Below are 13515 nucleotides of genomic sequence, written 5' to 3' on the forward strand. Positions count from 1 at the left end.
GGCATTCACAGCCAATGTTCGTCCGTCAGCGTCAGTATGTTTGAAAATAGGCTCGATCGCAACCCGGCACGATACCGGCATCGCGTTCGCACATTGGGAAGCAATCACTCCCTTTTGTCCTTTGCCGACCATCGAGCGCGATTGCAAGTTGGTGGGGTCATCAGGTCCAACTGGACCCGCGCGACGCGGAAAACACCATGCGCACAAATAGTCCTCCATCAGAATGATTGCCCAGAATAAGACGACCTTCAGCATCCGAGACGAGTTTTTTGACCAACGCCAATCCTAGTCCCCAATGGCGACCGTTGTTTTCAGTGCGAGCCAGGCGCACGAATGTCGAAGTTGCATTCGATAGCTCGGACGGTTTGATGCCGGCACCATGATCCCGGATGCTCAGGATCCACTCATCGCGCACTCGGGACGTTTTTATTTCAATCGGCGGGACCCCATGGTCCAGCGCATTGTCGACGAGATTCGACATGACGCGCTCCAGAAGCGTGCGCGGCAATCTGAACTCCGCGCCTGCTCCGAACGTGCAACTGAAGAGTGCCGCATCCAGTGAACTTGTCATCATGAACCGATCGCGTATGAATGCTTCCACCGATAAATCGGTGGCCTGCTTCGGCGAGCACCCGGCTACCTCGACGAACTGCCTGGCGATATGCGAGAACAGATCAACATCTTCTACCAGCGCAACACGTTTCTGCCATTCTTTTACCAGCAGCGAAGTTTCACGAAGGCGGATCGCCTGGGATTCAAGGTGCGTGGCGAGGGCGGCAAGTGTCTCCGACTGTGCCTTTCTCGCGTGGCAGCGTCGCGTCAGCATTTCATTGAATGTCCGGGCGAGTCTTCGCAATGCTTCGGGGCCGGTCTCAGGAATGGCATTGGAAGGATCGCAATCGCCGGAAATCTCGCGGAAGGCCGCCGCCAGATTCCGCAGTGGCCGACCGGCTACCCAACTTCCGGTTAGTCCGAGCGCAACTGCTAGCAGGACAATCATCCAGGCGGAGATCGCCGTGTTGTCTTCTGATAGAGATCCGGGGTTGTCCTCGAACGCAGGCGAATCATTTCTTGAGATGCCGCGCGAGGGCAAGAAAGGTTGCGCCGGGAAACTGGACCACGTGCGAGCGAATAACGTTTCATCGATCTCCTCGCGGAGGTTAACCAGCGTTGCCCGCTCGACAACCAGCACAGCGGGCGGCGCGATGGTGAAGGGCATCAGCGGTTCGGAGCCAGACAGGTGCCCGGTGTGGTCTCGCTGAGACTCCGGCCATGCGAGAGGACGTTGCGACACGTAGGCCTGAGAAATGCCCGTAGGGCTGGCCTGCTGCGAAGTCCTTGCCATGACGTTCGAATCGATGCTCGATATCAGCATCGCGGTCAATACGATGACTCGTTGAAGCAATCTAATCAATCGTTCCTCTTCGGCTCTAATCGGCAATAGGTGGATCCGACGAATGCATACAGACGGCGAGCATGACATCAATCCGTTCGAGCTATAGGGTATGCGATCGCCGCTACTTTTTCAGGCATCGACCTGCTGAAGGACGCTCCCCGGATGACACGGCCGACCAATCATCAATGGCGCAGACATTCTCGTTGGTCTTCCCTGTGGGGCAAAGTGAACGCCGAGGCGAGGCCGGGCTACGAACCGCAGGCTGAGCCGATGATGTGCGATTGGGACGGATCAGGAAGCTGCGAACACTGGCCGCATCGCCGAATTGCTTACCAAATGTTTCCTGCTGCCGTCGGCTCGACTCACTCGATGAGGAGTTCTTTTGCTGCATGGATACGTGACTGTGAATTCCAGCCGTGGGACGGGCACATCTCTTATATTTTCCTGTCAGGTAGTGGCCGCGTTGCTCGTAGGTAGCAGAGGGCTTTTATGGGGGAAGAAATGCTTTCCGGCCGTGTGATACGAACGGCGCCTATTTTATCGAATGATCGCTCCCGGCAAGTTCGATCGAACACACGCATCGTCAATTGATGGGCATGTGAGTGTGGCTGCGATGCGTGCCCGTCTCCATGACGGAGCGCTTTAGCTCGCGCGACGTACATGAACACATGTTCGTCGCGGCCCGACTTCCACTGAATATTTGTCGGCCACGCGCCGACACTTTGCCCGATCCGCCTCCCCGAAAGACTATTGAAAGTCCCGTCCCGCAAGGGATACGTAAGCATGGCATGGACTCTGCGCTACAACGCGTCCAGCCGTAGCACGACCCGCCCATCTGTCCGAACCCGGATACCCGCACCGGATGCACGCCTGGAATCCTCGTGTCGCGCCCCGTTCGTGCGTGACACGCAATCGACCAGGTCGCCTCCCGGAGGACGTTGTGTTCATCTTGCTCATCTATCTGTTCCCGCTCTTGAGAAAGGCGCTTGACCGCGCTGAATACAGTCGCCGTGACGCGTACCTCGCGTCCGCCGCTGACATGGGCGAACTCGAACGCCGAATGAATTCGATGGAGATCGATCGCTGAGGGGACAAAGCCGATGCGCCGTCCATCGATCAGTCCGGATGCCGGAGCATGCGCACCCGCGAGCCGAGCCCCGCCGTCCTTCACGTGACTCTTTCGCTTGCCGCCATCAAATTCAAAAGAGGTGAGGGGCGAGCGCGTCGATGGGCTGGGGAGCGGCAGGGCCGTCGTGGATGAGTTAAAGAGTGCGCGGGCATCGAAATGCACTTGCTCGCCTAAGTTTCCACACTATTCACAACGTCAGATTAACTAGCGGGTTGCGTTGCATATGTTGCATCAACGTTGTGTTACCAATCGGTCTTCGACGCTTACACCAGTTGAGTTGCTGCATTCCGGCCCTCGATGTCGTCTTCCGGGGCGGCGGCGTTAAGCCACCGTAGCCGCTCGCACAAGTGGGGGGTGAATTGGCGAGGACGACGTCGATGCAGGCATCAGGTCTGACATTTCTGTGGGCTCGACAACCGCCACCCCATGTTCCCTGGTCGACCCGGATAAATCGCACGCACTAATAGTGCGGATTGAAATTCGCGAGTGTTGCCGGTTTCCATTGAAGAGGACCGGAGCGCTCTCAACGGATCATCCACGTCGCTATCACAACTAGCGCCCGGATCGCTTCGTGCGCGGTGTAGTTCGACGAACTTTCTGTGCAGATTCGCTTCGAGCCGGCTCCAACGGATGTTGCACCGCCGCCGCCATGATCCACTTGCTGAACGCCATGACTGCGTCATCGTCCGCGCGATCAGCGTTCACGACCAACGTGTAATCGGGTCCGCGCCACGCCGGCTCGGATATTGGACACACGAGGCGCCCCGTTGCGATCTCGCGTTCAATGAGCGGCAACGACGCCAACGTCACGCCAAGCCCTTCAGCCGCTGCGCCGAGTTGGAGAAAAACATGATCGAAGTCGAAATGGCGGGCACCCCGTAGGCCTGGCGCACCGGCCTCCCGTAACCAATCGGACCAGGCTGTGCGAGTGCTCGTGGAGTGAAGGAGCGTGTGATTTCGCAAATCGGCGACCGTCCTGATCGGGTGGCTCAGCAGCACCGCTGGATGACAAGCGGGCAGGCGCAAGTCGGGCATCAGCGTCGTTGAGATGAGGCCTGCCGCGTCCTCGGGTCCCGAGCGCACACCGACGTCGAATGCATCACCGATATAGCGCAACTTGCGTGAAGTTGTCGAGAGCCGTACATCAATGTCCGGGTAGCGAGTCTGGAAATCTGCCAGGCGCGGTATTAGCCAGCACAAAGCGAAGCTCGCCAGCGCATTCACGCGCACAACACCCGTAATACGACGCGTAATGGATTCGTGGCGCAGCCGGGTGACCGAGCTGCTTAAGCGCGCAAACGCACCGTTGACATCATTGAGTAGAGCCGCGCCTTCGTCAGTAGGAACGACGCCGCGTGAGCGGCGCTCAAAGAGCGGAACGCCGAACCAGTCTTCCAGCAATCGAATCTGTTTGCCGACTGCCCAATGCGTGACATGCAGATCGCTCGCCGCAGCCGCGAAACTCCCCAGGCGGGCGACCGCCTCGAAGTGCCGCAGCGCATTCAATGGGGGCAACTTTTCCGCGTCTTTGCCCGTGCGTTTGTCCATGCTCATACGGTGACTTTTTCTCCCGTCCGACTCAATTTTACGTCAGTTGTGGCGCGTTCTGGACGAATCTAGACTGTGGGTGTCCTGTAACACAACGCCCGAGCTGTCGCCAATGCCTGCGTTCCCACGATTCGGTTGAACCATGAGACGTTTCTCTCTCTCCTCTCCAAACACAGGGGTAGCCGACGGACCCGGCCGGCCGACCTCCGTTTCACGCACGCGTGTATTGTGGCTCTCCTGCATGGCGCACGCGCTGCACGATGGGTACACCGACATGATCTACGCCTTGCTGCCCGTCTGGCAGGCGGACTTTGGACTCAATTTCGGTGCCCTGGCTATTTTGCGCGGCATCTATGCGGGCACGATGGCGATGCTGCAATTGCCCGCAGGACGCCTCGCTCGTGCATTGGGCACGCGCGCGACGCTTGCGTTCGGCACGTTTATGGCCGCGCTCGGCTACGCTGTCGCAGGCATGTCAGGAACCCTGCTGGGCTTATGCGTCGCACTCGCCATCTCGGGAAGCGGTTCGAGCACGCAGCATCCCCTAGCTTCGGGAGCAGTCTCGCGCGTGTATGGACGCAAGGCGCGAGGGCCGCTCAGCATCTACAATTTTTCAGGCGACCTCGGAAAATCTGCGCTTCCGGCGGCTATCTCGCTTCTGATTACCATCATGCCGTGGCGCCATGCACTTTGGGCCATGTCGACCGTTGGCGTTTTAGTCGCGACGGCGATTGCACTTTTTCTCCCATCGGTGCCGAGAAACGAGTCTTCGTTAGAGGAAACGCCTGGCCAGAACAGCAACGGTTCGCGCGCGGGCTTCTCACTGCTGCTCACGATCGGCGTGCTCGACACAGCCGTGCGTATGGGGTTATTGACCTTCCTGCCATTTCTCCTGAAAGCAAAAGGCATCTCGACACCGATGATGGGCACGGCGCTCGCGCTCGTCTTCATCGGCGGCGCCGCCGGCAAGTTCGTGTGTGCCTGGCTCGGCGCGCGCGTGGGCGTAATCGGCACTGTGCTCGCCACTGAAGGCGGTACGGCAGCGTTGATCCTTGCTGTGATCTGCCTGCCACTGACGCCCGCTGTGATCTTGTTGCCGCTGCTTGGCGTGATGCTCAACGGCACATCGTCCGTTCTTTACGGAACCGTACCCGAACTGACTTCGGTCGAGCGTACCGAGCGAGCGTTTGCGCTCTTTTATACCGGCACTATCGCTTCGGGGGCGCTTTCTCCGGTTGCCTACGGTCTTCTGGGTGACCGAATCGGCGCGCACGGTGCCACTATCGCGACTGCGGCCACGGCGCTGGCCGTCTTGCCACTGGCGCTTCTTCTTCGTCCGCATCTGCGCATGACATGAGCTTCATTCGGGACACGCTCCCTCTGTTATTCGGCTCCGCTAAGGCGGATTTCAACAAGGGTCGCAGTTGAGGGTCGTTGAAGCTGCGTCGAAGTGGCCCAAGGTGTACCGGTTGCGGCAATTGCGAACGAACTCGGCTGTACGAGTTCGAGCGCTTGAATTACGATGTTCAGGAAGGCATCAGGCGAGACACCGCAGCGTTATTTGAAGAGTGAGTCTACCTAGTTTAGTCGCGTACCGCCGGTACCGGCACCTGTGCGGAAGGTCTTCCGCACCACCGAAAAACATCATTAAAGCGGGATATTGTACGGTACAGTCCCCCTCAGGCCGCCAACCTCGCGCTGCTCCACGACCACAAATCCGAAGGCGACAGCGCCTTCGAGAAAAGAAAACCCTGCAGCTCATCGCACCCGATATCACGCAGGATGCGAGCCTGGTGCTCGCTCTCGACACCTTCGGCGACTACCCGTAGACCCAATTCGTGGCCCAGATCGATGATTGCCCGGATGATAGCGAGGTCGGCCGGCGCCTCAAGCATGTCCTGTACGAACGCGCGATCGATCTTGAGCCGATCGAGCGGAAAGCGGTTCAGATAGCTGAGGCTGGAGTAACCGATGCCGAAATCGTCGAGGGACAGCTTGACGCCGAGCTTGCGAATCGCGTTGATCGTCGTGAGATAGTCTTCCGCACTGTCCATGAGCACTGTCTCGGTGATCTCGAGTTCGAGCCGCTCGGGGGCGACGCGATGCGAGGCGAGACTGTGTGCGAGTGTGTCGATCAGGTCCGGGTCGCGCAACTGGACCGCCGACAGATTGATCGACACGCGCAGGCGCATGTCCCCTTCCATGTCCCATGCCGCGATCTGCCGGCATGCTTCGTCGATAACCCAGGCGCCGAGCGGAATGATGAGCCGCGTGTCTTCGGCAATTGGAATGAACTGCGCGGGCGACACCGTGCCGATCTGCGCGCTGTTCCACCGCAGTAATCCTTCTACCGCGACCAGTTCGCCCGTGAGCGCGTCAACGCAAGGCTGGTATTCGAGCCGGAACTCGTGCGTGGCGATCGCGGTGCGCAGGCAGGCTTCGAGCTTCAGACGGTGGCGCGCGCGTTCGGCCATCTCGGGCGCAAAGAACTTGACGAGGTTGCGTCCCGCGCTCTTCGCCTGATACATCGCCGCGTCGGCATTCTGCATCAGTGTTTCGATATCCTCGCCATCGTCGGGGAACAGTGCCACGCCGACACTGCATGACACCGGCAACGCGACGCCGCCTAGTTCGTGCGGCTGACGCACGAGCGGCAGCAAACGGTCCTCGATCGTTCGGCTGACGTCCGCCGCATTGCTCACGCCATTCAGGATCACCGTGAACTCGTCTCCGCCGAGACGGCTTACCGTGTCGTTGCTGCGCACGGCCTGCAGGAGGCGTCGCGAGACCGAGCGCAGGAGGTTGTCGCCGATGTGATGGCCCAGCGAATCGTTGATGTTCTTGAAGCGGTCGAGATCGATGAACAGTACCGCGACTCGCTGCCCCGTGCGGCGCGCGCTATCGAGCACCACGCCGAGGCGCTTGACGAAGAGCTCGCGGTTCGGCAGTTCCGTCAGCACGTCGTGTTCGGCGAGGAACTGGATGCGGGCCTCGCTCTTCTTGCGGTCCGTGATATCGATCAACGTGCAGATATAGTGCGACAGGTTCGCGCGCCGGTCGCGCACCGCGCTCACCATGAGCCATGCCGGATAGTCGCTGCCTGCGCGCCGTCGCACGTGCGCTTCGCCATGCCATGCGCTCAGTCGATCGACGGAATCGATGATGGCCGGAAAGATGTCGCCCGGCTCCTGGGCGCCGAAAAGGAAAGCGGGCTCCTTGCCCGCCACGTCGTCGGCGCGATAGCCGGTTGCGCGATAGAACGATGCGTTCGCGGTCACGAGCCGCCGCTGCGCATCCAGAATCAGAATCGCCTCGGATGATGCCTCGAACACTTTGCCCCACAGCTCGAGGCGCTGTTCCATCAGCTTGATCTGGTTGATCGGGGTGAATGCGGTCAAGACGGCGTCGCGCCCCTGGAAGTCGAGGCGCCGCGCCGACAACATCGCCCAGGTCGTTTCGCTACCGGCCTTCCAGCGCACCTCGAACTCGTCCACGGCATCGCGGTCCGAGAGTTGCTGGAAGAAACGCGCGCGCACTTCCGAGTCGAGACCGAAACCCCATGGGTCTACGGTGCAGCCATTGAGCCAGGCAAGCGCCGGTCGGTTCGCGTGCAATACCTCATGCCCCGGGATTGCCGTGACGACCATCGGCACGGGTGTCGCCTCGACGAGCGCGTACTGCGCGGCCGACGCGCGTGCTGTCGCCGCAAGTTCCTTCTGCGCGTCACGCTCGCGGTCGAGTTGCGCGAGCATGTCGTTGAAGCCTTGCACGAGCTGGCCGATCTCGTCCTGGCTATGCCAGTTGGCGCGCAGAGAGTGATCGCCTGTGCGACGCACGGTGTCCATCACGCGCGCCAGCTGGCGCAGGGGCCGCGAGATCTGCTGCGCGACGAAGTACACCATGCTCAGGATCGCGCATAGCAGGAAGAGGGCGGTCCCGAGGTGTAGCCACATCCGCTCGAAGAGGCCGCGCACGCGCTCATGCAAAAGTATTTCGAGCTGATCGCCGGTCACGCTCCACGCGTTGCTGATGTTCGTCACCACGCGCTGCTGGGCGGCATCGAGCGCGGCGAGCCTGGCCGCGTCGGGGCCGTCGTCGACGGCGGCGCCGGCCGCCCTGCGATAAGCGTCGATCGCGGCGAGCATGCGCGCGGTCGGCGGTCCGATCGTGCCGCTCAGTGCGCCGTTCGCGGCTGCGGCTTCCGAATAGTCCGAGCGCAGCCCCTGCAACACCGCGTCGAGTTGTCCCTCCAGGACGAGGTAGCGGGTACGCATCTCGTCGCGGCTCATCGGCGCGGCGCGGCGACTCGCGCCGGCATCGTGCAGGTGGCGGCCGATCCGGTTGACGTCGGCGAGCAACTCCGGATAACGCAGAATCGACAGCGACATCGAATAGTAGCTGTCGAGGTCCGGATCCAGAATCAGATTCGACTGGTTACCGACGCGCGTCACCAGTGCGCGCGTTGCCTCGAGGCCGCCGTCCACCGTCGCTGCGCTCGCATGCGGCGCCGCGCTGGCCGCGAGTGCGTCGAGTATCCGTTCATTGATCGCGGCGCTCTGCATATTCGCGCCATAGTGGCGCTCGGCATCGGCGAGTTTGCTGGCCGTGCGCTGCAATTGAGCCGCAGTCTGCGGTTGCCCGGCCCCCGCGAGTGCGAAGTCGATCAGCGCGTCGTGCACGGCGGCGACGTAGGCGTTGCCAATCAACTCCTTGTCGGAGAAGTCAATCGCGATGTACTTCTCGTGGATCAGGATGCCGCTGATGTACAGCACCGCGCTCAGGTCGAGCAGATAGATCAGCAGCAGCTTGCGGCCGACGCGAAGGCGTCCGAGAAACCGGAAGAACAGGTTGCGTTTCATGGGTGTGGTCGCTCGATCGCGAAGCTTGCGTCCCGGGGGCGATAAGCCAGACGTTTCACTGCGTTTCTCCGTGCAGGGAACGTCGGACCTCGGTCAGGCCCGACGGGGGAAAAGCCCCTGATCACGCTATCGACCAGTTGGAGAAGTTCTTTAGCTTTTGCTTAAAACGCCCCGGAAAGGTGCTGGAAATGGGACAAGTTGGTGCGAGTTTTTTCTCTGCGGGCTCTCTGTAGATGCATTTGCACCGGGTGGTTGGCAGACCGTACATGTCGGGCTGCTGCTTGAGGTAGAACAGGTTGACCTGACCGCCACTGCCGCAAGCATGGAAGTCGCGAACTCGCGCCCACTGTGTTAGCGCGCCTTAGAAACCGAGCCCAACGCCGACGCCTCCGAAGCCTGAGCCGCCGAAACTGCCTACACCGATCCCGATGCCGACACTGGGCCGGGGTGCGAAGTACCCCGGCGGGTCGCCGTATCCGTAATAGGGCGGTTGGGCCGTGACGCAGCCCGCAACACCGATCGCGAAAGCCAGGATGCCGAGTAGCCTGATCATGACGTTCTCCCTTTCATAAGAGGGGCATGGATATCGCCAGCAAGATCTGATCCCTCGTGAGCCGGCAGTCCCCTGATATTCTGACTCGATCTCCGCATCGGCGCTTCGGGACTGCGCTTCAGCAGTCGCAACGGTTGGGGGCACGTTTCGGCTGGCAGCCGCGCGAGCCTCATTAGCGCACGCGGAGTGCCTTCAGCAACGGCTTTTTATACGTTACGGCCGCGCTGGCGTGTCGAACCTATTCGCCCGGCAGGTTGAGGCGATGGCAGGATTCCAGTCGCGCTGGGCACCCGGTCGAGCATTCGTCGATTGCGGCATTCTTGAATCCGCTTCACAAGCGTATGCAGGTTCCAGCACCTGGTCACACCGTCGCTCGCACAGTAGTCTCGCGGAGGCGTGCATTCAGCTTGCAGTCGGAAGCCCAGGCCGTGACTGCGATGGCGGCTCGTCGCAACCCGACCGCAGCAGCCATCCCGACCGTGGCGATGTCGGTCGGCGTGCTTGCGACAATTCCGACCGCATAGGGCGCCGCGATGATCCAGGTGACGCACGCCTGGAGATCGCCTTCAATCGTGCCGTCGCATGCGTTGCAAGCGCATGAGTTGATCACGCACGTTACGCTCGACGCACCGCTTGCGGGCAGCCGCTCGGGCTATCTGAAGCTGCGCGACCGCGCGTCGTATCAGTTCGCGCTGGCATCCAGTGCGGTGATCGTGGCGATGGACGGGCCACGCATTCGCGAAGTACGCATCGCAATGGGCGGGGTTGGGACCAAACCCTGGCGCGCCCCGGAGGCGGAAGCGGCGCTGCGCGGTCAGACCGCTTCGATGGAAGTATTCGCGCAGGCGGCAAGCGCAGCGTTTCGTGATGCGCGGCCCTATGCACACAACGCGTACAAGGTGCCGCTCGGACAGCAGGCCATCATCAGGAATCTTCGCGACCTGACCGCCAGGGAGACCGCATGAGCGAACAGATTATCGGGACCCCGCACAAGCGTGTCGACGGCCGCCTCAAGGTGAGCGGTGCGGCGCGCTATGCCGCTGACTATCCGATGAACGGCATGCTGTACGCGTACGGCGTCTTCAGCACGGTGGCCAGCGGAAAAATCCATGCAATTCACGACGACGAAGCGCGTCGCATGCCCGGCGTCGTGAACGTGCTGCATCATGACAATTTCCTGAAGCTGCATCGAACGCCGAATGCGCCGCTCAATTTTGCGGAGATTCTGTCGTCGGCGATGGTCGACGAACATCGACTGCCCTTCGAGGACGATCAGGTTGACTATCCGGGCCAATTCGTCGCGCTGGTCGTAGCCGATACGTTCGAGCACGCCCGTGCGGCGGCGTATCGCGTGAAAGTGGACTACGTCGCGAGCGAACCCGTGAAGAGTCTCGCGCAGGCGCTCGACGCGCATGGTTCGAACAAGGGACCGCGCGGGCACGCTCGCGGCAACGTCGAGACGGGCCTCGCCGCAGCCGCGCATCGCCTCGAACAGACCTATACGACGCCCGTCGAAACTCACAATCCGATGGAGATGCATGCGACGACCGCCTACTGGGAAGGCGGTCGTCTGATCGTCTACGAATCCAGTCAGGGTGTGCTGAATCATCGCAACGTGCTGGCGAATATCTTCGATCTGACCGCGGACCAGGTCGAAGTGCGCGCGCCGTTCATCGGCTCGGGATTCGGCGGCAAACTGTGGCCCTGGCCGCATTCCATCGCGGCCTGTGCGGCGGCGCGTATGACGAACCGGCCGATGCAACTCGTGGTGCCGCGCGCGCAGATGTTCAGCACCGTCGGGCACCGGCCCGAAACGTTGCAACGGGTGCGGCTTGCTACGGATGCCAGCGGGAAGCTGGTGTCGATCAGCCATGAGTCGTACAACAGCACATCGACGATCGACGCCTACACCGAGGCGTGCGGCGGCATGACGAAGAGCCTGTACGCATGCCCCAACGTGCTCGTGACGCACAACAACAGCGCGGTCCATCGCGGAACGCCCACGTCGATGCGAGCACCGGGTGCGGCGCCGGGGCTGTTTGCACCGGAGTCGGCGGTTGACGAAATGGCGCTTGCGATCGGCATGGACCCTTTGGCGTTCCGCCAGCTCAACCTGTCCACGCGCGATGAAAGCAGCAATCTGCCGTGGTCGAGCAACCATCTGCCCGAAGCCATGACCACGGCCGCGGAGCGCTTCGGCTGGCAGCGACGCAATCCGGCGGTCGGTTCGATGCGTGAAGGCGACGAGATCATCGGTTACGGGATGGGTGCGTGCAACTGGGAAGCCTTCCGTGTGGCGACGGAAGCGCGCGTGACGTTGCGCGCCGACGGCACCGCGCTCGCGCAGTGCGGCTTGCAGGACATCGGCACCGGCACGTATACGATCGTCGCGCAGACGGTAGGCGAGCTGACCGGGCTGCCGCTCGACAAGGTCGAGGTGGAGCTAGGCAGCTCGGCGTTTCCGGCTGGGCCAGTGTCGGGCGGCTCCTGGGCGACGACCAGCGCGATGTCGGCGATTGCTGGTGCGACGCGCGAGGCGCTCAAGCGCATGAAGCAGTATGCGGTGGCCGCATCCGGACCGTTGGCCGGCGCGTCGGCCGATTCGCTCGTCGTACGCAACGGTGCGTTGTCGGCGGGTGCGAAGCAGGTTTCGTTCTGCGACGTGCTGGCCAGCCAGCGGCTCGCGCGCGGAAGGCTGGTATCGCAGCGAGGCGGCCGATATGTCGAAATTTTCATTCCGTTCGTTCGGCGTGCATTTCGTCGAAGTGCGTTGGGACCCGGGTATTTCTCGTCTGCGAGTGGCGCGGGTGGTGAGCGCGATCGACGTCGGCAAGGTGATCAACCCGTTGGCGGCACGCAATCAGGTGGAGGGCGGAATCGTAATGGGAATTGGCATGGCGCTGTTCGAAGCGGCGGAGTTCGACGCGCGCAACGGCTTGCCGGTGAACAACAACTACGCGGAGTACATGGTGCCCGTGCACGCCGATCAGCCGGAGATCGACGTGATCCTGCTCGACTATCCGGACTACAAGCTCGGCGAATTCGGTGCGCGGGGAATTGGCGAGATCGGCGTGACGGGGCTGGCCGCTGCGGTGGCGAATGCCGTCTATCACGCAACCGGCAAGCGTATTCGTAATCTGCCGATCACGCTCGACAAACTGATGGACGGCGTGCCGCCGGTGTCGGCGTAGCGGGAGCGGTTACCGCGGCATTCATGGGGACGGCGTCAGGCGCTTTTTCTGCCGCCGTCCTCAAAGCGTGCTGCCACTCAAACCTGGCGGCGTCCGCTTCATTCCCGACTCGCGCGGCCGCTAGCGCGCAAGTTGCCAACCTGCCGCCCCAACTGTTCGGCGCGATGATAAACGGCCTCCATCAGCAGCATCGCGCCTCTGGGCGGCGGCGAGAATTTCGAATACACGAACGTCGGAATCATTTCGAGTTCCTCGACGAGCGGCCGCACGGCGCAATCGATGCCGCCCGCCGCGAACTCGTCGACGATAGTCAGTCCCAGTCCGCCTTGTACCAGCGCCAGAGCCTGATCGGCGCGAGTGACGTCGACGACCGAGGTGAGTTCGACAGCGGCCTGCTGGCAAGCCCTGACGATAGCCGTGCCGAACGGAATGTCGCGCCTGAAAAGAATCATCGGTTCGGTCTTGAGATCGGCGAGTGCGATGCGCTCCTTCGCCGCAAGGGGATGCTTAGCCGGCAGCACGCACATCATGCGGCCTCGCATGAACGGCGCGACTTCAAGATATTCGTGCTCGATCGGCGTCGACGTCACCGAGAGGTCGACTGCCTTGCTTGGCACCTCCAGCGGCATGTCGGACATGAGCGTCGTGTGCCAGTCGATCCTGAGCTTCGGCATGCTGCGTTTCAATTCGACGATCGCGGGCGCGACGATCGTCGGCCCCGGCGAAGGACTGCAGGAGACACGCAACAGGCTTGCCGGACCGAGAGCGAGCGCCCGTGCGAATTCGTCGACGCGCAACGCCGACTGATAGACCTGCTCGACCTCGCGAAACAGGGCCTG

9 protein-coding genes and 1 pseudogene are annotated in these 13515 nt (G+C 61.8%); 5 read left to right on the forward strand and 5 right to left on the reverse strand.

The features are described 5' to 3' along the window. Positions 1-160 precede the first annotated feature (160 nt). On the reverse strand, positions 161-1375 hold the full coding sequence (locus PQQ53_RS04375; protein WP_408152358.1) for an ATP-binding protein: 1215 nt from the start codon (positions 1373-1375) through the stop codon (positions 161-163). A gap of 883 nt (positions 1376-2258) precedes the next feature. Between PQQ53_RS04375 and PQQ53_RS04380 the strand changes: the two genes are divergently transcribed. After that, positions 2259-2483, forward strand: a complete 225-nt coding sequence (locus PQQ53_RS04380; RefSeq protein WP_408141204.1) for a DUF3563 family protein — start codon at positions 2259-2261, stop codon at positions 2481-2483. Positions 2484-3077: 594 nt separating this feature from the next. Here the strand turns inward: PQQ53_RS04380 and PQQ53_RS04385 are convergent. Next, on the reverse strand, positions 3078-4079 hold the full coding sequence (locus tag PQQ53_RS04385; protein WP_408141205.1) for a LysR substrate-binding domain-containing protein: 1002 nt from the start codon (positions 4077-4079) through the stop codon (positions 3078-3080). Positions 4080-4314: 235 nt separating this feature from the next. Here PQQ53_RS04385 and PQQ53_RS04390 point away from each other — a divergent pair, with 235 nt between their 5' ends. Continuing rightward, the gene (locus PQQ53_RS04390) at positions 4315-5430 is read left to right on the forward strand and encodes an MFS transporter (protein ID WP_408141206.1); all 1116 of its coding nucleotides are present in this window, start codon (positions 4315-4317) and stop codon (positions 5428-5430) included. 322 nt (positions 5431-5752) lie between these two features. On the opposite strand, the gene PQQ53_RS04395 is transcribed toward PQQ53_RS04390, so the two are convergent. Both PQQ53_RS04395 and PQQ53_RS04400 read right to left on the reverse strand, forming a co-directional pair. After that, on the reverse strand, positions 5753-8932 hold the full coding sequence (locus tag PQQ53_RS04395) for a bifunctional diguanylate cyclase/phosphodiesterase (RefSeq protein ID WP_408141207.1): 3180 nt from the start codon (positions 8930-8932) through the stop codon (positions 5753-5755). Positions 8933-9293: 361 nt separating this feature from the next. Next, on the reverse strand, positions 9294-9485 hold the full coding sequence (locus PQQ53_RS04400; protein ID WP_408141208.1) for a hypothetical protein: 192 nt from the start codon (positions 9483-9485) through the stop codon (positions 9294-9296). Positions 9486-10057: 572 nt separating this feature from the next. On the opposite strand from PQQ53_RS04400, the gene PQQ53_RS04405 reads away from it, so the two are divergent. Both PQQ53_RS04405 and PQQ53_RS04410 read left to right on the forward strand, forming a co-directional pair. Next, the gene (locus PQQ53_RS04405) at positions 10058-10450 is read left to right on the forward strand and encodes an FAD binding domain-containing protein (RefSeq protein ID WP_408323333.1); all 393 of its coding nucleotides are present in this window, start codon (positions 10058-10060) and stop codon (positions 10448-10450) included. 95 nt (positions 10451-10545) lie between these two features. Continuing rightward, positions 10546-12676: pseudogene (locus tag PQQ53_RS04410) on the forward strand (xanthine dehydrogenase family protein molybdopterin-binding subunit). A gap of 98 nt (positions 12677-12774) precedes the next feature. Here PQQ53_RS04410 and PQQ53_RS04415 read toward each other — a convergent pair. Continuing rightward, entirely contained in the window at positions 12775-13386 is a 612-nt protein-coding gene (locus tag PQQ53_RS04415; protein ID WP_408141273.1) for a LysR substrate-binding domain-containing protein, read from the reverse strand. On the opposite strand from PQQ53_RS04415, the gene PQQ53_RS04420 reads away from it, so the two are divergent. Beyond that, entirely contained in the window at positions 13349-13483 is a 135-nt protein-coding gene (locus PQQ53_RS04420) for a hypothetical protein (protein WP_408141276.1), read from the forward strand. The genes PQQ53_RS04415 and PQQ53_RS04420 overlap by 38 nt on opposite strands. The last annotated feature ends 32 nt before the right edge of the window (positions 13484-13515 follow it).

Origin of the sequence: Paraburkholderia strydomiana (assembly GCF_046030495.1) — a bacterium.
Lineage (GTDB): Bacteria > Pseudomonadota > Gammaproteobacteria > Burkholderiales > Burkholderiaceae > Paraburkholderia > Paraburkholderia strydomiana_A.